A 19704-nucleotide genomic window follows, 5' to 3' on the forward strand; every position below is an offset into this window, starting at 1 on the left:
GAAAGAGCAGATAAGCCGGAAAGGCGGACCCATGAAGTGGCTCATTCGTATTCTATTCCTTTTGGTTGCGGCCTTCGGGCTGGTAATCGGCGCGTTGCTGCTGATGCCGGGCGACAAGCTGGCGACGATTTTGGCGGAACAGGTCAAGGCGCAAACCGGGCGCGAACTGAATTTGGCGGGCGATGTCAGCCTGTCCTTCTGGCCGGTTCTGGGTATGGAGACCGGCCCGGTCACCTTCGGCAACGCCCCCTGGGCCGGGGCCGAACCGATGCTCAGCGCGCAAAGTCTGGCGGTGGGGGTTGATGCCGCAGCATTGCTGTCGGGGAATATCCGGATCAAGCGAGTGCTGGCCGACGGCCCCGTTCTGCGGCTGGAGCGCAGCGATGGGCGTGGAAACTGGGAATTGCACCAGCCCGGCAACTCTGAAACCACCGGCACCTCGGCGCAAGCGGTTGAGAGTCGACCAATCACGCTCGAACGGTTGGAATTGACCGGTGCCCGGCTGATCTATGTAGAAAACGGCGCAGTCAGTATGGATTTCGCCAATGTCGACCTGTCTGCGCGCTGGCCTGACGTGACCGCTCCGATGGAGATGCAGGCGCAAATGTCGGTGCCCGGCGGGGCCGTTCAGGTTGAATTGACGATCCCTGATCTGCCTGCCTTTTCCAGTGGGGCCGTAACGCCGCTTGAGTTGAGCCTGACTGCGCCGGGTGGAGATGTTCAGTTCTCGGGCCGGGTCAATCTGGCCGGTGAAATGGATGGTAAAACTTCGGTCACGGCACGGGATACGCATAAGATGCTGGCCGCGTTCGGGCAGGGTGGCGTATCCGTGCCCGAAGGTCTTGGACGGGTGGCCTCAGTCTCGGGGCAGATGACCTATACCAGCGATGGTCGGATTTCGATGCGCGATATGACCACGATACTGGACAGCAACCGGCTGGATGGTGAAGCCGATATCCAGATCGCAAACCCGCCGCAGATCACGGCGCGCCTGAAGGCGGGGGACCTTGATCTGTCAAAGGTGGCAGGAGAGGACACGTCGAACGGAGGGTCAGGTTCGAGCGGAGGCTCGGGTTCGGACGGATGGTCGAAAGCGCCGATTGACGCCTCATTTCTTGCACTGGCCAACGGCACCATCCGCTTGCAGGCCAACACGATCGCGGTGCCGGGAATGCGGTTCGGAAAAAGCGATCTGACGCTCAGCCTCGATAACTCGCGCGCGGTTCTGAAGATGCAACCGGCCTCATTGTTTTCCGGGCAGCTGAACGGTCGGGTAGTCGCCAATAACCGCAACGGCCTGTCGGTTGGCGGCAAGCTGAAAGCCGACAACATCGATATCAAAGAGGCGCTGGTCACGTTGGGGGATATCGAACGTCTGTCCGGTACCGGCTCGGGCACGCTTGAGTTTCTGGGCGTAGGACAGACCGAGGATCAGATCATGCGCTCGCTCAGTGGCAAGGGCAGCATCGATGTGGGCAAGGGCGTCATCTCTGGGTTTGATCTTGACCGGCTGATGGGCCGGGGTGAGGGTTCCGGCGGCACGACGGTGTTCAACAGTCTGACGGCCAGTTTCACGATGCAAAACGGTGATCTCAACAACGATGACCTGCTGATGAAGCTGGATAACTTTCGCGCAGACGGGGCAGGACGCGTGGGTCTGGGTGCGCGCGATATCGACTATCTGTTCACGCCCGTCGCCTTGCGCGCCAATTCCGGGCAAGGCCTCTCGGTCCCTGTGCGGATTGTTGGGCCGTGGAGCAATCCTTCGATCAAGCCGGACCTGAGCAAAGTCATCGAGGCTGCTGCTGAAGGTAAAATCAAAGAGCTTGAAGGCGACGCCAAAGACAAGGTTCTCAAAAAGGTTGGAGACGAGCTTGATACCACGATCACCGACACCGATCAGGTCGAAAAGGCGCTGAAGAAGAAGCTTGAGGATGAGGCCAAAAAGGGCCTGCTGAAACTGCTGGGCGGGGACTGAGCGAGGGGTGCCGTGACCGGCGCCCCAGAAAGATTAGATCGTCTGATCGTAATCGCCAACACCGGGTTCGGTGCGGATAACGGCGTCGATATCAGCAAAGATCGCGCGCATCTCGGCTTCGCTTTCGCTGCTTTCGCAGACCACAACAAGGTTGGGCGTGTTGGACGAGGCGCGCACAAGTCCCCAGCTGCCATTGTCCAGAATGACCCGCGCGCCGTTGACGGTCACGACCTCTTTGATCGCACGGCCCGCAAAGCTGTCGCCCGCGTCGGCCTTGGCCACCAGCTTGTCGACCAGACGCTGCAGAATATCGTACTTTTCGGTGTCGGCAGCATAGGGCGACATGGTGGGCGTCGACCACGTCTTGGGCAGCGCTTTGCGCAGGTCTGACATGCTCTGATCCGGGTTTCGGTCCATCAGCTTGCAGATTTCCACCGCCACGCGCATGCCGCAGTCATATCCGCGCCCGACGGGCTCGGCCAGAAAGTAGTGACCTGATTTCTCAAACCCGGCCAGCGCTCCGATTTCCTTGACCCGGCGTTTCATGTGACTGTGACCGGTCTTCCAATAGTCGGCCTTTACATCGCGCGCCTGCAATTCCGGATCGCTGGCGAACAGGCCGGTGGATTTCACATCGGCGACAAAGGTCGAACCCGGATAAAGCTTGGCCAGATCGCGCGCCATGATAACGCCGACCTTGTCGGCGAAAATCTCTTCGCCTTCATCATCCACTACGCCGCAACGATCGCCGTCACCGTCGAACCCCAGTGCCAGATCGGCGCCGCTGGCTTTGACCGTGTCGGACATATCGTGCAGCATTTCCATGGCTTCGGGGTTCGGGTTGTAATTGGGGAATGTGTAATCCAGCCGCGTGTGGCTGGGCACGACCTCGACCCCGATCCTTTCGAAAATCTCGGGCGCGAAAGCGGCGGCGGTGCCATTGCCGGTGGCGCAGACCACCTTTAGCGGGCGAGACATTTTGAAATCACCGACCAGATCGTCAATATAGGCTTCTTTCACGCCATCCACGAATTCATACGACCCGCCCGGGCGCGCAACGCCTTCGCCGTTCAGGACGAGGTCGCGCAGTTCCGACATCTCATCCGGGCCGTGAGTCAACGGGCGGTCGAAACCCATTTTGACACCGGTCCAGCCGTTTGGGTTGTGGCTGGCCGTGACCATTGCAACCGCAGGCACGTCCAGATGAAACTGCGCGAAATAGGCCATCGGGCTGAGCGCCGGGCCGATATCCTTGACCTGAATACCCGCCTGCATTAGCCCCACAATCAACGCGTTCTTGATCGACAGCGAGTAGTCGCGATAGTCGTTGCCCACCGCAATCACCGGTTCAATCCCGCGTTTGTGCATCTGGGTGCCCAGACCCAGACCAAGGGCGGTCATGCCCGGCAGGTTGATCTCCTCCGGATATTTCCAACGCGCATCATATTCGCGAAAGCCGGTCGGCTTGATCATCGGGTCGCGCAGAAAGCTCCAGGTGTTCGGGGTCACCTCGGCGAGGGGTTTGGTCATTACAAATCTCAATCGTTAAATTTGAATCGGGTTTTCTTTAGCCAGCGCATCGAAGCGCATCAATGTGTCAACCAGATGGCTCATCTGGTCGAGGTAAATCATGTTCGGCCCGTCGCATGGCGCATTGTCCGGGTCCTGATGCGTTTCCATGAATACCGCTGCTGCGCCGACCGCAACCGCCGCGCGGGCCATGACTGGCGCGAACTCGCGCTGACCTCCGGAAGAGCCGCCTTGCCCTCCGGGCTGTTGCACCGAATGGGTGGCGTCCATCACCACCGGGTATCCAGTGTTAGCCATCTGCGGAAGCGAGCGCATGTCCGCGACCAATGTATTATATCCGAATGATGTGCCGCGTTCGGTCAGCAGTATGTTGTGGTTGCCGGTGCTTTCAATCTTGGCGACGATGTTCGGCATCTCCCAAGGGGCCAGGAACTGCCCCTTCTTGACGTTGATTACCGCCCCGGAATTGCCTGCCGCAAGCAGCATGTCCGTCTGACGGCAGAGGAACGCTGGAATTTGCAGCACATCGACGGCCTCAGCCGCAATCGCGCATTGGGCTTCGGTATGGACGTCGGTCAGAACCGGTATGCCCATGGTTTTGCGAATGTCGTCCAGCACCTGCAGCCCGGCATCAATGCCCATGCCGCGCTTGCCGGACAGCGAGGTCCGGTTGGCTTTGTCATACGAGGCCTTGAACACATATTGCGCACCTGCGGCGTCGCAGGCCTCTTTCATGGTGCCGGCGATCATTTGGGCGTGATCGGCGGTTTCAAGCTGGCAAGGGCCGGCGATGATGGTCAGCGGAAGGTTGTTGCCAACCGTCAGGTCGGCGATTTTTACATGTTTCATGGGTCTTTACGAGGATACCTGTTCACGAAGGACCGACGCGGTAAGCGAGATCATCAGGTAGATACCAGCAAATAACAGGAAAGCCAAAATCGTATTTTCGAACTTGCGCGGATAGCTGGGTTCCTCACTGGGCACCGGGTTTACCGAAACGGTCAGATAGCGCACCTTGCGATTGGCCTCGGTCCGTGTGGATTCCATTTGCTGCATTGCCGTTTGCAGCATCATATCCCGTGCCACCAGATCGGCCTGCGCCATCTGGATACGCACGCTTAACCGTGCCAGCGAGTTTTCGCCTGCGGACACGTCCAGCATCTCGGCATTCAGCTCTTCAAGCACGGCTTCGAGGCGGGCGATATCCGCGCGGGCACCGTCCACCTTGGCCTGATTGGGGCGCAGATTGTCCAGCAGGGCGGCAAGTTGCAGTTCCTTGTCCTGCAGTTCGACTTCGAACTGATCGATCCGGCCACGCAGGCTGGCGATCACGCTTTCAGGATCCAGAATCGCGCCCTGCAATTGCAGTTCGATCAGGTCTTCCTGTGCCTGCCTGCGTGCGGCTTGTGCGGCTTCAAATCCCTCAACCGCATCGCGCATCTGGTCTTCGCGCTTTTTCTCGGACAGAGCGTTCACCCGGTCCTCGGCATAAGAAATCAAACTCTCGGAAAACCGGGTCGAGGTTTCGGCGTCCGGGGCGGCGACCTCCATTCGGATCACGCCCTCGGTGGGATCATATCCGATTGTGATCATGCGCTTGAAGGTCTTGTAGGCCTGCTCAAGCGAGGCATTCGGGGCCAGACGTTGAATCGGGTCGATCCATTCCTGTTTGAAGACATCAGAGAAACCCGCGTCGCGATCCAGCAGGATCAGGGCTTCTTTCGACTCCAGAAAGGACTGCACCGAGATCGAATCCTGTGTGGTGGCGAATTGGGTGCCTGCGAGCAACCCGCCGATGCTGCCGGGACCTCCATCCGCCTGCAGGATCAGGAACTCGGAATCGCTGGCATACATCGGAGTCGCAATTCGGTAGAAATAGAACCCAACGACCAGCGTCGGCAGCATCACAAAGGCGGCCAGCCGCGCGAACATCGCCATGAGCTTGCGGCGCCGGCGCCGGGCAATATCCTTCTGGATCTGGCCGATTTCATATTCGCGCCGCTGGGCCGGGCTAAGCTCGGGTCCCGGCAGATTTTTCTGCGATTCTTTGGCGGTCTGGGGTAAATGGATCTTGATGTTATCCTGCGCCTCGGCACTCGCAATCGCGGTTGTGTCTATCGTCGTCAGATCAAGCAGATTGGCACGTTGAAACGGATCGATGCCTTTGAGGCGCAGCAGGCGCACGGCATCATAGTCCGAGGTTGCCGCCAGACCGTTTTTCTGCGCCAGCCGACGGGCCACACGCAATTGTCGGCCTGTCAGCCCTTCGCGTTTGATCGCGTCAAGCTCAGTACCGGGTTGGGTATCATTCGCGGCCTCGGGTTTTTGCGTCGCCGCGCGGATACGCGCCATGGCATCGGCGCGCGCCTCAGCCGTGCCCTCACCGCTGGGGGTGCGGTCGGGGTTGTATTTTCTAGCCTTGGGTTTCGTAGTCATAAAGCTGCTTCGCCTCTTCCAAGGTGTCAAACATATAAAGCTGACCATCCAGCAGAACCGCAGCCTGGCGCGCGAATTTCTCAAGCACGGCGGGGTTGTGCGACACGATCACCAGCGTCGTGGTGCGCAATCGTTCCTGCAGGATGGCGCCTGCCTTCTTGTTGAATTCCACATCCGTTGTCGAGGGCATCCCCTCATCGATCAGATACATGTCGAAGTCCAGCGCCAGCATCAGCGCAAAGGTGAAACGCGCCCGCATCCCGGCCGAATAGGTGCCCAGCGGCTGATCGAAATACTCACCCAGATTGCACAGCCATTTGCAGTAGGCTTCGACATAATCGGGATCCATGCCGTAGATCTTGGCGATGTAACGCGCGTTTTCCAGCGCCGAGAGCTTCTTGGCCACACCGCCGGTAAAGCCCATCGGAAACGACACGCGGCAGTCGCGCCGGATCACACCTTCGTCAGGTTTTTCCAGCCCCGCCATCATGTTGATCAGCGTGGTCTTGCCGGTGCCGTTGGGGGCAAGCACACCCAGCGAAGTGCCAAGCTCGACCCGAAACGACACCTGATCCAGAATCACCTTGCGGCGGGTTCCGGTCCAGAAGGACTTGCTGACATTGTCAAATTCCAGCATGCGCAGCCTGTAGATCGCTCGGGTCTCTGTCGGTTTGAAAGCGTGGGTGCTACCGATCCATGTTGGCCACATTATGTCGAAATATGAAACAAATGATCAATGCACATCCGGGGTATCCTGACGAAGTGTTGCAGGGGCTCCTGTCTTGGACCGGGCGATGAACCCACCTATCTTGGCCCGGAGAATTCCGGAAAGCCCGATTGCCCCATGACCGCCTTGATTGACGAAATCCGTGCCTGCCGCCTTTGTGCGGATAAATTCGCGCAGACGGCAACCGCGCATGAACCGCGCCCGGTTGCGTGGTTTCGCCCCGGTGCCCGTATACTGATTGCAGGGCAGGCGCCGGGCGCGCGGGTTCACGAGTCCGGGCGGCCCTTTACCGACCCGTCGGGCGATCGGCTGCGCGATTGGCTGGGCGTGGATAGTGCCGAGTTCTACGATCGAGACCGTGTATCAATCGTGCCGATGGCGTTTTGCTTTCCCGGTTATAACGCACGCAAAGCGGATCTGCCGCCGCCGCCGATCTGTGGCAAGACCTGGCATGACAAGGTAATGGCAGCGCTGGGCGACGTGCCGCTGACCGTGCTGGTGGGCGGACATGCGCATAAGTACCATCTGGGGGCCAAAACGCCGGTGACCGAGACTGTCAGCCGTTGGCGGGACCATGCGCCGCGGGTCTTTGCCTTGCCTCATCCCTCGTGGCGCAATACGGGTTGGCTGAAGAAAAACCCGTGGTTCGAGGCCGAGCTGCTGCCGGTTCTGCGCGCCCGGGTCCAAGAGGTGATGAATGGCTGAAACCACGGCGCTTGATGCCGCACATGCCGCGATGGAGGCGGCCCCTCAGGATGACGCGGCGCGGCTGCGGTTCTTCGAGCGGCTCGCCGACAGCGAACTGTTCCTGATGCTGACCGAGGAAGCCCGTGACGAGAATATCTCGCCCGAGCTGTTTGACGTCGCGGACGGGCGCTTCGTGCTGGCCTTCGACCTTGAAGAGCGTCTGGCGCGGTTTGCGGGCCGCCCGGTGCCTTATGTGGCGCTGTCGGGACGGGTTCTTTCGTCGATGCTGTCGGGGCAGGGGATCGGGCTGGGGCTGAACCTCGAGGCCGCACCTTCGTCGATGCTGATTCCTGCCGAGGCACTGGGTTGGCTGGCCGAGACCTTGCAGCATGGCCCGGAAGAAGTGCAGCAACGGTTGTCCGAGTTCAGCCCGCCCGTGGGTTTGCCCGATGTCCTGCTGACGGCGCTGGATACCAAGCTGGCCACAGCTGCGGGGCTTGCCGCCGCGGCGTTTCTGGTGGGAACCAGATCGCAGGATGGCGGTCAGGGTCATCTGCTTGGCTTTGTCGCTGCAGTTGAGGGCGCGCAGCCCGCGCTGGCGCGGGCCGTGTCAGAAGCGCTGACATTCTCGGGCATTGAAGCCGGGGCGCTGGATGTGGGTTTCTTTGCACCGGACGACCCTGCCGCAGCCGCTTTGGCAAAGGTCGGGCTGCGGTTTGATCTGCCACAGCCGCAGGCACCGCATATGGAAAGGGCCGCGCCGGGCTCTGATCCCGCGCGGCCCCCAATTCTCAAATAGTCACCGGATCAATCAGTCCGCCGGTGCCAGTTTGTCCTGCGTGCGGGTCTCGAAATCGCTGGCGTCGTGCCGTTCGTGCAGTTGTGTGTGCGGCTCGCCAAAGGGGCGGTTGACCATGCGGCCGCGCTGAACCGCCGGGCGCGCATCAATCTCTTTGGCCCAACGCAAGACGTTCTTGTAGCTCTCCACATCCAGGAACTCTGCCGCGTCATAGAGACGACCCAGAACCAACTGCCCATACCAGGGCCAGATCGCCATGTCGGCGATGGTATAGTCCTGACCCGCGATATAGGGCTTGTCGGCCAGTTCCCGGTCCAGCACATCCAACTGACGCTTGGCTTCCATCGCGAACCGGTCGATCGGATATTGCCATTTCTCGGGCGCGTAGGCGTAGAAATGTCCAAAGCCGCCGCCCAGATACGGCGCGCTGCCCATCTGCCAGAACACCCAGTTCATCACCTCGGTGCGCGCAGGTCCATCTGCAGGCAGGAATTCCCCGAACTTCTCGGCCAGATGGAACAGGATCGAGGCGCTTTCGAACACGCGGGTTGGCGCATCCCCAGAGCGATCCCAAAGCGCCGGAATTTTCGAGTTCGGGTTGGCTCCCACAAAGCCCGAGCTGAACTGATCGCCCTCGCCAATATCGATCAGCCAGGCGTTGTATTCAGCACCCTCGTGACCAAGGGCCAGCAGTTCCTCAAGCATCACGGTCACTTTGACGCCGTTGGGCGTGGCCAGTGAATACAGTTGCAAGGGGTGCTTGCCGACCGGCAGGTCCTTGTCATGGGTTGCTCCGGCGATGGGACGGTTGATGTTCGCAAAGCGCCCGCCGCTCTCGCTGTCCCAGGTCCAGACTTTCGGAGGGGTATAGGTGGATTGTTCGCTCATCTCTTACCTTTCCTTCAGAACCGGTCATCCGGCCACTGAAACCACAGCTAATATTGCAGAACCCGAAGTCCAACCCCGAACGCAGCGCGATCTTTGTAACAATACGCGTGGATCGGCTCACAAATCGCCATCTGATGTCACAGCGGCGCGAGTGGGTCTTCGCGCCGGAGGAAAATCACTTATTGTCTGACCAGACCCAACATTCCGGGTTCCCGAAAACCGATAGGATTATGAGGACCAATCACATGAAACGCTTTGCGCTGAGCCTTGCCGCAACGATCGCCTTTGCCGTTCCCGCCTTTGCGGGGGATCAATATGTCGATGGCACCGGATTCGCCGTGTCAGGATATGACGTTGTTGCCTATCGTGGCCTGGATCAGGTCGCGGTGGGCCAGTCGCAGCCCGAGGCCGTGCGTGGCCGGGCCGACATCACCGCAGACTACAACGGTGCGACCTGGGCGTTTTCCTCCGAAGAGAATCGCGACAAGTTTCTGGAAAACCCGGCCTATTATGCCCCCCAATATGATGGCCACTGCGCTTATGGCGTCTCACGCGGCGGTAAGGTTCCGGCCAATCCGAACCTGTGGCGGATCGTCGATGACAAGCTGTATCTGAACATCACCGATGTTGTTGTCGGCTTCTGGGAAGAGGACGTGCCAGGCAACATCAACCTGGCTGAAGGCAACTGGCCGGGCATCGAGCCCGATGCGGCCTCGACCAGCGTGATCCCCAAATTCACCTCGGAAGGCCCGATCGCGAACTGATCGCATGGATCCGACAAAGAAGCCCGGCCTCGGCGGCCGGGCTTTTTCGTTTGTGATGGGATTTAGCCCGCCAGCTCGTACATGTCCTGCATGTGCTGATCCGCTTCAAATCGAATTCTCACGCTTTTTGCACCGGGAAATTTGCGTTCGCGGATCGGGTCGGGGATGACGATTTCCCCCGAGCCTGAGCTTTTGGACTGGAATGTCAGGATTTCGGTTTCAGCTTTCCGGCAATTGGCCAGAACCGAGGTCGGCAGCGCGACCCGGTTTGACCCTTCGCAGACCGAAGAGGCCACGAAATAAGTCAGATCGCGTCCGAAACAGCCGATGGCGTCGGGTACATGGTCCGAAGGCGCGCCGCTGGTCTTCGCCTCCGAATCCGTTTCATCGCTGGACAGGTCCGACAGGGCGCGTTCGGGGTTCAGCAGGTGGCGGCAATATTCGATCTCATCCGCGCACAGTTGGATCACGCGCTTTTTCAGCCGCGGTCGGCGCGGTATCGATGAACCGGACGGCCTTTTGCGGGTCAGCCCCTCAGTACGCAGAAAATCATATGCCGCCTTGGCCTGCGAAAACCCGTCGTAATCACCGCCGGTGTGATCAGGATGATCGTGGAAGGCAACGCTGCGCCAGGCATCTCGGATTTCGTCTGCACCGGCGTTCTGCGACAGGCCCAAAACCTGCAACGCCTCAGTCCGAGCCCTTATCTTGCTCACTGGCTCCATACTCAAAACACTCGTTAAAACTTCACTGACCCCAGATTGCCGGTGGCCACTTTTTTGTCAAATTTTACCGGGTATTAGTCTGGGGTCACTCAACAGTTAGCGTGCGTGTGTTTTGATTGTCGCCGATATAGTGGTGCCTTGCGTAAAGAAGCGCGTTCCGACCCCATCATAAGGGCCGGAACGCGCCGTTGTCATGCGACGTTCTGCAGCTCCGCCTGCGGTGTGATGCCCAATGCAAAGCAGACATCACGGGTAAGTTCCGGCCGGTTCAGCGTGTAAAAGTGTAGCTTGTCGACGCCACCCTCGATCAGGTCCGAACACAGCTCGGTGCAGAGCGCGGTTGCCAGAAGCTCTTCGCGATCATCGCGAACGGCTTTGTCAAAGGCGCTCTCGACCCAGTTCGGGATGCGGGTGCCGCAGCGCTGGGCAAAGCGGCGTGCGCCGGCCCAGTTTTCGATGGGCAGAATACCGGGCACGATGGGTTTGTCGATGCCCGCTTTCTCACAGGCATCACGGAACCGGAAGAACGTTTCAGCCTCGAAGAAGAACTGGGTCAGCGCCTCGTCCGCGCCAGCATCCAGCTTGGCCTTCAGCCAGTCCACATCGGCACGCGCATCGCGCGCTTCGGGGTGGATATCGGGATAGGCGCCAACGCGAATGTTGAACATTTCGGTTTCGGCCAACGCCTCGATCAGCTCCACCGAATTGGCAAACCCCTCGGGGTGGGGGATGAATTTGTCCTGACCCTTCGGGGGATCGCCCCGTAATGCGACAATGTTTTCGACACCGGCGCGGGCGAACTTGTCGGCGATTTCCAGTGTTTCCTGACGCGAGGCATCCACACAGGTCAAATGCGCAGCAACCGGCAGGCCCGAGGATTTATGCAAGGTGGCAACCGCATCACGGGTCAACTCGCGCGTGGTGCCGCCCGCGCCATAGGTGACCGAGACAAACCGGGGGTCAAGCGGGGCCAGCGTCTGCACCGTATCCCAAAGCCGGAATGAGGCCTCCAGCGTTTTGGGCGGAAAGAACTCGAATGAGATTTCAGGTTTTGTCATCACGGCCTCTCGGGATCATTTGCGCCCTTGTGCCACGTTGAGCGATGTGAGACAAATTCATATTATTCAAGAACAACATGAGTCACACTGAATATGCACATCGAATTCCGGCATCTGCGGACCATCAAGGCCATCCATGAATGTGGTGGGCTGGCGCGTGCCGCTGATCAGTTGAACATCACCCAATCCGCATTGAGCCATCAGATCAAGGGTTTGGAGGATCAGGCCGGGGTTGAGCTGTTCCTGCGACGGTCAAAACCGATGAAGCTGTCGGCGGCGGGTCTGCGCCTGTTGCGGCTGGCGGAACAGATCCTGCCGCAGGTCGAGGCGATGCAGCACGAGTTTTCCTCGCTGCGCGACGGGCGCACGGGCCGTATGCATATCGCGATTGAATGCCATGCGTGTTTCGAATGGCTGTTCCCGGTGCTCGAAGCATTCCGCAAGTCTTGGCCGGATGTCGATGTGGATATCCGCCCCGGCCTGGCCTTCGACGCGCTGCCCGCTTTGCAGAAGGAAGAGGTCGATCTGGTGGTCTCGTCCGATCCCGAGGATCTGCCCGGCGTCGAGTTTGTCGAACTGTTCGACTATAATGCGGTCTTCGTCGCTGCCTCATCTCACCCGCTGGCCGAGAAACCCTTTGTCGAGGCCGAGGATTTCCGTGGCCAGACCCTGATCACCTATCCGGTCGAGCGCACGCGTCTGGACGTGTTCAGCCAGTTGCTGATCCCGGCGCGGGTTGAACCGGCCTCGATCCGGCAGGTTGAACTGACCGCCGTGATCCTGCTGCTGGTGGCGTCGAACCGTGGCATTTCCGTTCTGCCGGATTGGGTGGTGCGCGAGGTGAAGTACAATTCCGACTATGTCACCCGCCCACTGACCAAAGACGGGATCACCCGCAGGCTTTATGCTGCGGTGCGCAGCGAGGATCTGGAAAAACCGTTTGTGCAGGAACTGGTAAGCCTGGCCCGGACCGAGGCGCGCAAGCTGCAATCACAGTAGCGCCCGGCGCAGGGCAGCCATGCGTATCATTCCTCTTGGCAAGGCTGCATTGCACCAGTATACGCGCGGCTTGACCGGACAGGAGCCTATGGAAAATGGTTGGCAGTGCAAATCTCAACATCATGATCAAAGCCGCGCGCAAAGCGGGGCGGTCTCTGGTCAAGGATTTTCGTGAAGTCGAGAACCTGCAGGTGTCGATGAAAGGCGCGGGCGACTTTGTGTCAAAAGCCGATATCGCGGCCGAGGCGATCCTGAAAGAGGAATTGCTGGGCGCACGCCCCACCTATGGCTGGCTGGCCGAAGAGGGTGGCGCGATTGACGGCGAAGACCCGACCCGTCGCTGGATCGTCGACCCGCTGGACGGCACTACCAACTTCCTGCACGGGCTGCCCCATTGGGCGGTTTCAATCGCGCTGGAACACAAGGGCAAGATCGTGGCCGGGGTGATCTATGACGCCGCCAAGGACGAGATGTTCTTTGCCGAAAAGGGCGAAGGCGCCTGGATGAACGATATGCGCATCCGCGTCTCGGGCCGTCATCGCATGATCGAATCGATCTTCTCGACCGGTTTGCCGTTCGGTGGCCGCTCGGACCTGCCTGCGACCCTGCAGGATCTGGCCCGCCTGATGCCTGCCTGCGCCGGTGTGCGCCGCTGGGGCGCTGCGGCGCTGGACATGGCCTATGTGGCTGCCGGTCGCTATGAAGGGTTCTGGGAACGTCGTCTGAACGCCTGGGACGTGGCCGCCGGCATCATCATCGTGAAAGAGGCGGGCGGGTTTGTTCAGGCCCTGAACCCCGAAGGCAGTGTGCTTGAGGATGGCGAGGTGATCTGCGCCAATGAGCCGATCTTTGACAATTTCGCCAAGGTGATCCGGGGCTGATACCAACCCCGGTCTGTCGATCCTGGTGCGCGCGTCCGATCCGGGCGCGCGTTTTGGTTTAGAAGTCAACCTCGATCGCGATCCCCTGCTGGACGGCCAGATCAACGACCGCGCTTGCCACCGCAAGGTCCTGCAGTCCAACTCCAGTGCCGTCGAATAGGGTCACTTCATCATCCGACGCGCGCCCGGGATGGGTGCCGTTGATGACCTCTCCGATCTGACGGATATCGCCTTCGGCTTTGGTTCCGGCAGCCACCGCATGCTGGCTTTCCCCCAGTGTCACGGCCTGCGCGACCTCGTCGGTAAAGACGCTGGCGCGGGCGATCAGGTCGGTGGCGACCTCTTGCTTGCCGACCGTATCGGTGCCCATGCAGGCGATATGGGTGCCGTCCGAGACATGCTCGGACATCAGGCTCGGTGCGAAAGACGAGGTGATTGTGACAATCACATCCGCTTGTACCATGCCGGGCAGGTCCACAGCCTCGAAAGGCAGACCGGCCTCAGCCGCGACCTTTTCGATGTTCGGCAGCATTTCAGGGTGCAGGTTCCAGCCGATGACCTTTTCGAACGGGCGCTGTTCCAACGCGGCGCGCAATTGGAATGTCGCCTGATGCCCTGCGCCAACCATGCCGATCACCTTGGCATCCTTACGCGCAAGGTGATTGATCGACACCGACGAGGCCGCCGCGGTGCGCAGCGCCGTCAGAAGGTTACCCCCAACAATAGCGCGGACGCGGCCGGTATCGGGATCGAACAGAAACACGGTGGACTGGTGGTTTATCAGACCATGCGTTTCCATATTGTTGGGCCAGTACCCCCCGGCCTTCAGGCCCAGGCTCATACCCGCGCGGTCAAACCCGCCTTTGAACCCATAAAGCGCATCCGCATGGCCAATGGCCTCGCGCACGACCGGGAAGTTGTAAGCATCACCAGCAGCCATCGCTGCAAACACCTGCTCGACCGCGCTATAGCTTTCCTTGCGACCTAGCAGAGCGCCGATTTCCTTTTCAGGAACGATGATCATCGCCTATGCCTTTCTTTCTGATGGCATCAAAAAGGGGCGGCACCCAAGCGCCGCCCTTTGTTGCTTTTACCGATAGTTCAATAAGCCTTGCCGCGGGCCGACACCGGCCAGAGCGCCTCGACCTTGCCGCCGCGCACGCCCACATACCAGTCATGGACGTTGCAGGTCGGGTCGCAGTGACCGGGCACCAGCCGCAGCTTGTCGTTGACTTTCAGCAGACCGTCCGGGTCGCCGATCACGCCGTGTTCGTCCGAACATTTCAGGTATTCTACGTCATCGCGCCCATAGATGAACGGCAGGCCGCTATCGACGGATTGCGCCTTCAGGCCCGCATCGCAGATCGCTTTGTCCGCTTTGGCGTGGCTCATCACGCTGGTCAGAATGAACAGGGCGTTTTCCCATTCCCCCTGATCAATCCGCTTGCCATCCTTGTCCAGAATGCGACCGTAATCGGCATCCATAAAGGCGTAAGACCCGCATTGCAGCTCGTTATAAACGCCTGAATTGCTTTCGAAATAATAAGAGCCCGTGCCACCGCCCGAGACCAATTCGCATTCGATCCCTTCGGCCTTCAACCCGTCCACAGCATCCTTGACCATTGCGATGGCGGTATCGAGCTTCTCTTTGCGGGCCTCATACGTATCCAGATGCTGCATCGCACCCTGATAGGCCTGAATGCCGGTAAATTTGAGATTTGGCACGGCCTCGACTGCCTTGGCGATTTCGATCACGGCAGGGGTCGTGGTGACACCACAGCGGCCCGCGCCGCAGTCAATCTCGACAAAGACCTCTAATTCAGTGCCATGCTTAGCGGCCGCAGCAGACAGGTCAGCGACGTTATCCACATCGTCGACGCAGACGATGGTGCGCGCGCCAAGCTGGGGCAGACGCGCCAGGCGGTCGATCTTGGCCGGGTCTCGCACCTGGTTCGACACCAGAATGTCCTTGATACCCCCACGCGCGAACACCTCGGCCTCGGACACTTTCTGGCAGCAGACACCCACCGCACCGCCGATTTGTTCCTGCAGTTTCGCGACGTCCACGGATTTGTGCATCTTGCCGTGCACCCGGTGCCGCATCCCATGCGCCGTGGCATAGTCGCCCATTTTTTTGATGTTCCGCTCCAGCGCGTCCAGATCGAGGATCAGGCAAGGCGTCTGGATCTCAGATTCATCCATGCCAATCGCGGCAGGGATGTCATAGCCAACTTCGAGTTGATCGATATTCATGGGTTTGTTCATCCTGTTTCTCCTTACCCTGTCAGCCAGGGCAGTTTGTCCAGATCCACGTTGCCGCCGGTGATGATCACGCCAACGCGCTTGCCCCGGAAGACCTCGGGGTTCTTGAGGATCGTCGCCAGAGGCACCGCCGAGGAGGGCTCCATCACCACCCGCAGGTATTTCCAGGTCAGCTTCATCGCATCGATGATCTCGGCATCTGAGGCGGTGAAAATGTCGGTCACGTTGTTGGATACAAAGTGCCAGGTGTTTTCCTTGAGCGGCACGAGCAGCCCGTCGGCGATTGTTTTGGGCGCGTCATCGGCGATGATGTGACCCGCCTTGAAAGACCGATAGGCATCGTCGGCCTGTTCCGGTTCGGCCGCGTAGATTGCCGTCTCTGGCGCAAGGTTCGAGACCGTCAGACAGGTGCCCGAGACCATTCCACCGCCGCCAATGGGGGCGATTACGGCGTCCACGCCATCGGTTTGCTCCAGCATCTCAGCCGAGCAGGTGGCCTGACCGGCGATGACGCGCGGATCGTTATAAGGGTGCACGAACTCTCCACCCGTCCGGGCCTGCACCTCGGCAAATGTCGCCTCGCGGGAGGAGGTGGACGGCTCACATTCGGTGATCGTTCCGCCATAGCGGCGCACGGCGTCCTTCTTGGCTTGCGGTGCGGTGCGCGGCATGACCACGTTGCAGGGGGTGCCGCGTCGACCAGCGGCGTAGGACAATGACAGAGCGTGGTTGCCGCTGGAATGCGTGCAGACGCCTTTTGCGGCCATATCGTCACTTAGACCAAACACGGCATTGCAGGCCCCGCGCACCTTGAACGCGCCCGCTTCCTGAAAGTTCTCGCATTTGAAGAACAGCCGGGCGCCGGTCAGGTTATTCAGATAGTCCGAGGTCATAATGGGTGTGCGACGGATATAGGGTCTGATCCGGTCATGCGCGGCGCGCATGTCGTCGATGGTCAGATCGGCCGCCGGGATGTGGTCCAACATCATTTCCTCCTCAGGCTGCGGCTTTGGCATGGCCAGACGGACCGGTGCGGAAATAGTCCTGCGCCGCGGCCACGCCGCTGCCCAGCCTGATCGGATAGTCCAGATCCGCCATCGCCATTTCGATTGCACCCAGACCGGACAGCACCATCACATCCGTCAGACTGCCCAGATGGCCGATGCGGAAGGCTTTGCCGTTCAACTCGCCCAGGCCGATACCGAAGGACACGCCATAGGTATTGAACGCATGATCGGTCAGCGCGTTGCTATCATAGCCCTCGGGCACGTAAATCGCACTGACGGTGTCCGAGTAGAGATCGGGCGACTGCGCGACCAGTTTCAGGCCCCAGGCATCAACAGCACGGCGGACGCCCTCGGCCAGCCGGTAGTGGCGGGCATAGACGTTTTCCAACCCTTCTTCGAACAGCATCTTCAGGCTTTCGCGCATGCCATAGATCAGCTGCAGCGGCGGCGTATAGGGAAACCCGCCCGACGCATTCGCGGCCATCATGTCGCGGAAATCGAAGAAAGTGCGGGGCAGTTTGGCGGTTTCCATCGCGTTCAGAGCCTTGGGGCTGACGCACAGGATCGCCATGCCGGTGGCCAGCATGAACCCTTTCTGCGAGCCAGAGACGGCGATATCGACGCCCCACCGGTCAAACTCGAACGGCATCGAGGCCAGAGAGCTGACGCAATCGACGAACATCATCGCCGGGTGGCCGCTGGCATCCATTGCCTTGCGGACCGCTTCGATGTCCGAGCGCACGCCGGTTGCCGTTTCGTTATGGGTGACCAGAACGGCCTTGATCCGATGCGATGTATCCGCTGCAAGCGCGGCCTCGAACTGATCGGCGGGCGCGCCGGTACCCCAGGGGCATTCGATGATCTGAACGTCCAGACCATGCCGCTGACACAGATCGATCCAGCGATGGCTGAACACGCCATAGCGTGCCACCAGCACAGTGTCGCCAGGGCTGAGCGTGTTGGTGATCGCAGCCTCCCAGCCACCGGTGCCGCTGGCGGGGAAGGTGACGATCTGACCACCGCTTGTGCCGAACACTTTCTTTGTGTCCTCAAGCACCGGCGCAAACGTCTCGACAAAGTCCGGTGCGCGGTGGTCCTGAGTTTGCACCTGCATGGCAAGCCGCAGGCGATCCGGGATGTTGGTCGGGCCGGGAATGAAAACCGGGTTCTGGTTTGACATGGTTCTTGTCCTTTGCTCTCGAACCAAGTGTCACCCGGGCATCGTGTTTTTGCAATTTTCTTGAAAAATGTTTTCATTTTGGATAAATAAATGACAATCTACTGAAATTTAACAACTTTCAGTTTCTCAAAATTTATGCGCCCAGGATTGGTGAACTGCGTCATTTCCTGAATGCAACCACGTATCCGGAGGGTTCAGCCAGAATGGATTCGCAAAAACGGCCCCGCGGCAGGCCGAAATCACTGTTCAAGGAAAGCTCGGCCGGGACCATGCAATCGCTGGACCGCGCGCTGGGCGTTCTCACGACGGTGGCCCGGCTTGAACGGTCAGCGCTCAGCGATCTGGCGCGCGAGGTTGAGGTTCCGACAGCCACCACCCATCGCATACTCGTGACCCTGCAGAAACACGGGTTCGTCACCTTCGATGAAGAGCGCCAGGAGTGGATGGTCGGGATTGAAGCCTATCGCACCGGCGCCTCATTCCTGCGCCGCAACAGCGTGCTTGAGATCGGCAGACCGATCCTGCGACGTCTGATGCAAGAAAGTGGTGAAACGGCCAATCTGGCTGTACCGGATGGCGGAGAGGTCGTGTTCGTCGGGCAGGTCGAGACCCAGAACCCGATCCGGGCGTTTTTCCCGCCCGGGGCGCGGACGCCGATGTATGCCTCGGGCACGGGCAAGGCCATATTGGCTGCGATGCGCGAAGAACGGTTGGGCAAACTGCTCTCGGCCATTGAACTGATCCCATTTACCGCGAACACGCAGTTGCCCGATACGGGGTTGCCGGACGATCTGGCCCAGACACGCGAACGCGGCTGGTCCTTTGATCAGGAAGAGCGCTATGAAGGCATGTCCTGCATCGGCGCGGCCATTTTTGACGATCGGGGCGAACCTTGCGCGGGTATTTCGGTCTCTGGCCCGACCGTGCGGTTCAGCAAGGAACGCGCGCCAGAGCTGGGGGCGTTGGTTACCAGCGCCGCGCAAGAGATCACGCATCTCAGCGGCGGACGGTTTCCTGATTAAGCAACGCTATCGGCGCGGCACCTTGGGAATGCGCGACTGCGACAGCTTGTATTTGTGTTCGGGGTGCGGCGGGTGGCCGTGTGTACGGTTCCAGAACCCGGTCCCGCCACGCCGGATCCAGAGCGGGATGCACAGCACAAGCCCAACAAAGAACCCACCGGTATGGGCCCAATAGGCGACGCCGCCCTCATCGGGATTGCTGGACAGGCTGCCCAGGAATTGCAGACCCAGCCAGACGCCCAGCATGACGAATGCGGGGATGGTGAAGATGCGGAAATAGACGATCAGAATCAGTAGGATATCAACGCGTGCTTTCGGGAACAAAAGCAGATATCCCCCCATCACCCCGGCAATCGCGCCGGAGGCCCCGATGGTCGGGACCACTGAATCCGGTTCCGAGATTACGTGGATCAGGCCCGCCCCGATCCCGGCCAGAAGATAGAACAGCAGAAACAGCAGGTGGCCCATCTCGTCTTCGAGATTGTCGCCGAAGATCCACAGAAACAGCATGTTCCCGGCCAGATGCATCCAGCCGCCGTGCAGAAACATCGAGGTAACCAGTGTTTCCAGCGCGAAACCGTCAGAGATACGCGCCGGGATGACCGCATAGTCGAAATAGAACCGGTTGATCAGCCGCGCATCCTCCATGATTCCCACATAGCTGAGGAAGATCAGGATGTTGGCGGCCATCAGGGCATAGACGACGAACGGAGTACGCCCCGAGGGGTTATGGTCACGGATCGGAAACATGGCGCGACGCT

General features: G+C 59.9%; 19 protein-coding genes. 7 read left to right on the forward strand and 12 right to left on the reverse strand.

Annotated features, from left to right (window positions below):
• Window positions 1-31: 31 nt before the first annotated feature.
• Entirely contained in the window at window positions 32-1978 is a 1947-nt protein-coding gene (locus tag ACR3E4_RS12390) for an AsmA family protein (RefSeq protein ID WP_480530299.1), read from the forward strand.
• Between the two features lie 33 nt (window positions 1979-2011).
• On the opposite strand, the gene ACR3E4_RS12395 is transcribed toward ACR3E4_RS12390, so the two are convergent.
• From ACR3E4_RS12395 to ACR3E4_RS12410, 4 genes are read right to left on the reverse strand one after another with little or no spacing between them, the layout of a single operon-like run.
• Window positions 2012-3508: a phosphomannomutase/phosphoglucomutase gene (locus ACR3E4_RS12395; protein ID WP_480530297.1), complete on the reverse strand. Its 1497-nt coding sequence runs from the start codon at window positions 3506-3508 to the stop codon at window positions 2012-2014.
• A 15-nt stretch (window positions 3509-3523) separates the two neighbouring features.
• A complete protein-coding gene (gene kdsA / locus ACR3E4_RS12400) occupies window positions 3524-4357 on the reverse strand; it encodes a 3-deoxy-8-phosphooctulonate synthase (protein ID WP_480530295.1) in 834 nt (277 codons plus the stop codon).
• Between the two features lie 6 nt (window positions 4358-4363).
• Window positions 4364-5944, reverse strand: a complete 1581-nt coding sequence (locus ACR3E4_RS12405) for a KpsE/RkpR family capsule polysaccharide export protein (RefSeq protein WP_480530293.1) — start codon at window positions 5942-5944, stop codon at window positions 4364-4366.
• Window positions 5922-6581 carry an ABC transporter ATP-binding protein gene (locus ACR3E4_RS12410; protein WP_480530291.1) on the reverse strand — a complete coding sequence of 220 codons (660 nt, stop codon included), beginning with the start codon at window positions 6579-6581 and terminating at the stop codon, window positions 5922-5924. Before ACR3E4_RS12410 ends, ACR3E4_RS12405 begins: the two co-directional genes overlap by 23 nt.
• Before the next feature lie 207 nt (window positions 6582-6788).
• On the opposite strand from ACR3E4_RS12410, the gene ACR3E4_RS12415 reads away from it, so the two are divergent.
• A complete protein-coding gene (locus ACR3E4_RS12415) occupies window positions 6789-7376 on the forward strand; it encodes a uracil-DNA glycosylase family protein (protein ID WP_480530289.1) in 588 nt (195 codons plus the stop codon).
• Window positions 7369-8157 carry an SseB family protein gene (locus ACR3E4_RS12420; protein WP_480530287.1) on the forward strand — a complete coding sequence of 263 codons (789 nt, stop codon included), beginning with the start codon at window positions 7369-7371 and terminating at the stop codon, window positions 8155-8157. Before ACR3E4_RS12415 ends, ACR3E4_RS12420 begins: the two co-directional genes overlap by 8 nt.
• A gap of 12 nt (window positions 8158-8169) precedes the next feature.
• Here the strand turns inward: ACR3E4_RS12420 and yghU are convergent, their stop codons facing one another.
• Window positions 8170-9045: a glutathione-dependent disulfide-bond oxidoreductase gene (gene yghU, locus ACR3E4_RS12425; protein WP_480530285.1), complete on the reverse strand. Its 876-nt coding sequence runs from the start codon at window positions 9043-9045 to the stop codon at window positions 8170-8172.
• 245 nt (window positions 9046-9290) lie between these two features.
• Here yghU and ACR3E4_RS12430 point away from each other — a divergent pair, with 245 nt between their 5' ends.
• Window positions 9291-9809 carry a YHS domain-containing (seleno)protein gene (locus ACR3E4_RS12430; RefSeq protein ID WP_480530283.1) on the forward strand — a complete coding sequence of 173 codons (519 nt, stop codon included), beginning with the start codon at window positions 9291-9293 and terminating at the stop codon, window positions 9807-9809.
• A gap of 62 nt (window positions 9810-9871) precedes the next feature.
• Here ACR3E4_RS12430 and ACR3E4_RS12435 read toward each other — a convergent pair whose 3' ends face one another.
• A complete protein-coding gene (locus ACR3E4_RS12435; RefSeq protein ID WP_480530281.1) occupies window positions 9872-10534 on the reverse strand; it encodes a J domain-containing protein in 663 nt (220 codons plus the stop codon).
• Between the two features lie 191 nt (window positions 10535-10725).
• Window positions 10726-11592, reverse strand: coding sequence for a methylenetetrahydrofolate reductase [NAD(P)H] (gene metF / locus ACR3E4_RS12440; RefSeq protein WP_480530279.1), 867 nt, complete (start codon window positions 11590-11592; stop codon window positions 10726-10728).
• 93 nt (window positions 11593-11685) lie between these two features.
• On the opposite strand from metF, the gene ACR3E4_RS12445 reads away from it, so the two are divergent.
• Both ACR3E4_RS12445 and ACR3E4_RS12450 read left to right on the forward strand, forming a co-directional pair.
• A complete protein-coding gene (locus ACR3E4_RS12445) occupies window positions 11686-12591 on the forward strand; it encodes a LysR family transcriptional regulator (protein ID WP_480530277.1) in 906 nt (301 codons plus the stop codon).
• A 95-nt stretch (window positions 12592-12686) separates the two neighbouring features.
• Window positions 12687-13472: an inositol monophosphatase family protein gene (locus ACR3E4_RS12450; protein WP_480530275.1), complete on the forward strand. Its 786-nt coding sequence runs from the start codon at window positions 12687-12689 to the stop codon at window positions 13470-13472.
• A 58-nt stretch (window positions 13473-13530) separates the two neighbouring features.
• Here the strand turns inward: ACR3E4_RS12450 and bhcD are convergent, their stop codons facing one another.
• From bhcD to bhcA, 4 genes are all read right to left on the reverse strand, one after another.
• The gene (gene bhcD, locus ACR3E4_RS12455) at window positions 13531-14496 is read right to left on the reverse strand and encodes an iminosuccinate reductase BhcD (RefSeq protein WP_480530273.1); all 966 of its coding nucleotides are present in this window, start codon (window positions 14494-14496) and stop codon (window positions 13531-13533) included.
• Between the two features lie 77 nt (window positions 14497-14573).
• Window positions 14574-15737: a 3-hydroxy-D-aspartate aldolase BhcC gene (gene bhcC / locus ACR3E4_RS12460; protein ID WP_480530271.1), complete on the reverse strand. Its 1164-nt coding sequence runs from the start codon at window positions 15735-15737 to the stop codon at window positions 14574-14576.
• Between the two features lie 11 nt (window positions 15738-15748).
• The gene (gene bhcB / locus ACR3E4_RS12465; RefSeq protein WP_480530269.1) at window positions 15749-16720 is read right to left on the reverse strand and encodes a beta-hydroxyaspartate dehydratase BhcB; all 972 of its coding nucleotides are present in this window, start codon (window positions 16718-16720) and stop codon (window positions 15749-15751) included.
• A 10-nt stretch (window positions 16721-16730) separates the two neighbouring features.
• Window positions 16731-17921: an L-aspartate--glyoxylate aminotransferase BhcA gene (bhcA, locus tag ACR3E4_RS12470; RefSeq protein WP_480530267.1), complete on the reverse strand. Its 1191-nt coding sequence runs from the start codon at window positions 17919-17921 to the stop codon at window positions 16731-16733.
• Window positions 17922-18124: 203 nt separating this feature from the next.
• On the opposite strand from bhcA, the gene ACR3E4_RS12475 reads away from it, so the two are divergent.
• A complete protein-coding gene (locus ACR3E4_RS12475) occupies window positions 18125-18943 on the forward strand; it encodes an IclR family transcriptional regulator (protein WP_480530265.1) in 819 nt (272 codons plus the stop codon).
• 6 nt (window positions 18944-18949) lie between these two features.
• On the opposite strand, the gene ACR3E4_RS12480 is transcribed toward ACR3E4_RS12475, so the two are convergent.
• Window positions 18950-19693: a rhomboid family intramembrane serine protease gene (locus ACR3E4_RS12480; protein WP_480530263.1), complete on the reverse strand. Its 744-nt coding sequence runs from the start codon at window positions 19691-19693 to the stop codon at window positions 18950-18952.
• Between the last annotated feature and the right edge of the window lie 11 nt (window positions 19694-19704).

The organism is Ruegeria sp. AP11 (genome assembly GCF_056535865.1).

What these genes read in the sequence shown, in the direction of transcription:
- ACR3E4_RS12390 (WP_480530299.1), top strand. Translation starts at nt 32, where the DNA reads ATGAAGTGGCTCATTCGTATTCTATTCCTTTTGGTTGCGGCCTTCGGG.
- ACR3E4_RS12395 (WP_480530297.1), bottom strand. Translation starts at nt 3,508, where the DNA reads ATGACCAAACCCCTCGCCGAGGTGACCCCGAACACCTGGAGCTTTCTG.
- kdsA (WP_480530295.1), bottom strand. Translation starts at nt 4,357, where the DNA reads ATGAAACATGTAAAAATCGCCGACCTGACGGTTGGCAACAACCTTCCG.
- ACR3E4_RS12405 (WP_480530293.1), bottom strand. Translation starts at nt 5,944, where the DNA reads ATGACTACGAAACCCAAGGCTAGAAAATACAACCCCGACCGCACCCCC.
- ACR3E4_RS12410 (WP_480530291.1), bottom strand. Translation starts at nt 6,581, where the DNA reads ATGCTGGAATTTGACAATGTCAGCAAGTCCTTCTGGACCGGAACCCGC.
- ACR3E4_RS12415 (WP_480530289.1), top strand. Translation starts at nt 6,789, where the DNA reads ATGACCGCCTTGATTGACGAAATCCGTGCCTGCCGCCTTTGTGCGGAT.
- ACR3E4_RS12420 (WP_480530287.1), top strand. Translation starts at nt 7,369, where the DNA reads ATGGCTGAAACCACGGCGCTTGATGCCGCACATGCCGCGATGGAGGCG.
- yghU (WP_480530285.1), bottom strand. Translation starts at nt 9,045, where the DNA reads ATGAGCGAACAATCCACCTATACCCCTCCGAAAGTCTGGACCTGGGAC.
- ACR3E4_RS12430 (WP_480530283.1), top strand. Translation starts at nt 9,291, where the DNA reads ATGAAACGCTTTGCGCTGAGCCTTGCCGCAACGATCGCCTTTGCCGTT.
- ACR3E4_RS12435 (WP_480530281.1), bottom strand. Translation starts at nt 10,534, where the DNA reads ATGGAGCCAGTGAGCAAGATAAGGGCTCGGACTGAGGCGTTGCAGGTT.
- metF (WP_480530279.1), bottom strand. Translation starts at nt 11,592, where the DNA reads ATGACAAAACCTGAAATCTCATTCGAGTTCTTTCCGCCCAAAACGCTG.
- ACR3E4_RS12445 (WP_480530277.1), top strand. Translation starts at nt 11,686, where the DNA reads ATGCACATCGAATTCCGGCATCTGCGGACCATCAAGGCCATCCATGAA.
- ACR3E4_RS12450 (WP_480530275.1), top strand. Translation starts at nt 12,687, where the DNA reads ATGGTTGGCAGTGCAAATCTCAACATCATGATCAAAGCCGCGCGCAAA.
- bhcD (WP_480530273.1), bottom strand. Translation starts at nt 14,496, where the DNA reads ATGATCATCGTTCCTGAAAAGGAAATCGGCGCTCTGCTAGGTCGCAAG.
- bhcC (WP_480530271.1), bottom strand. Translation starts at nt 15,737, where the DNA reads ATGAACAAACCCATGAATATCGATCAACTCGAAGTTGGCTATGACATC.
- bhcB (WP_480530269.1), bottom strand. Translation starts at nt 16,720, where the DNA reads ATGTTGGACCACATCCCGGCGGCCGATCTGACCATCGACGACATGCGC.
- bhcA (WP_480530267.1), bottom strand. Translation starts at nt 17,921, where the DNA reads ATGTCAAACCAGAACCCGGTTTTCATTCCCGGCCCGACCAACATCCCG.
- ACR3E4_RS12475 (WP_480530265.1), top strand. Translation starts at nt 18,125, where the DNA reads ATGGATTCGCAAAAACGGCCCCGCGGCAGGCCGAAATCACTGTTCAAG.
- ACR3E4_RS12480 (WP_480530263.1), bottom strand. Translation starts at nt 19,693, where the DNA reads ATGTTTCCGATCCGTGACCATAACCCCTCGGGGCGTACTCCGTTCGTC.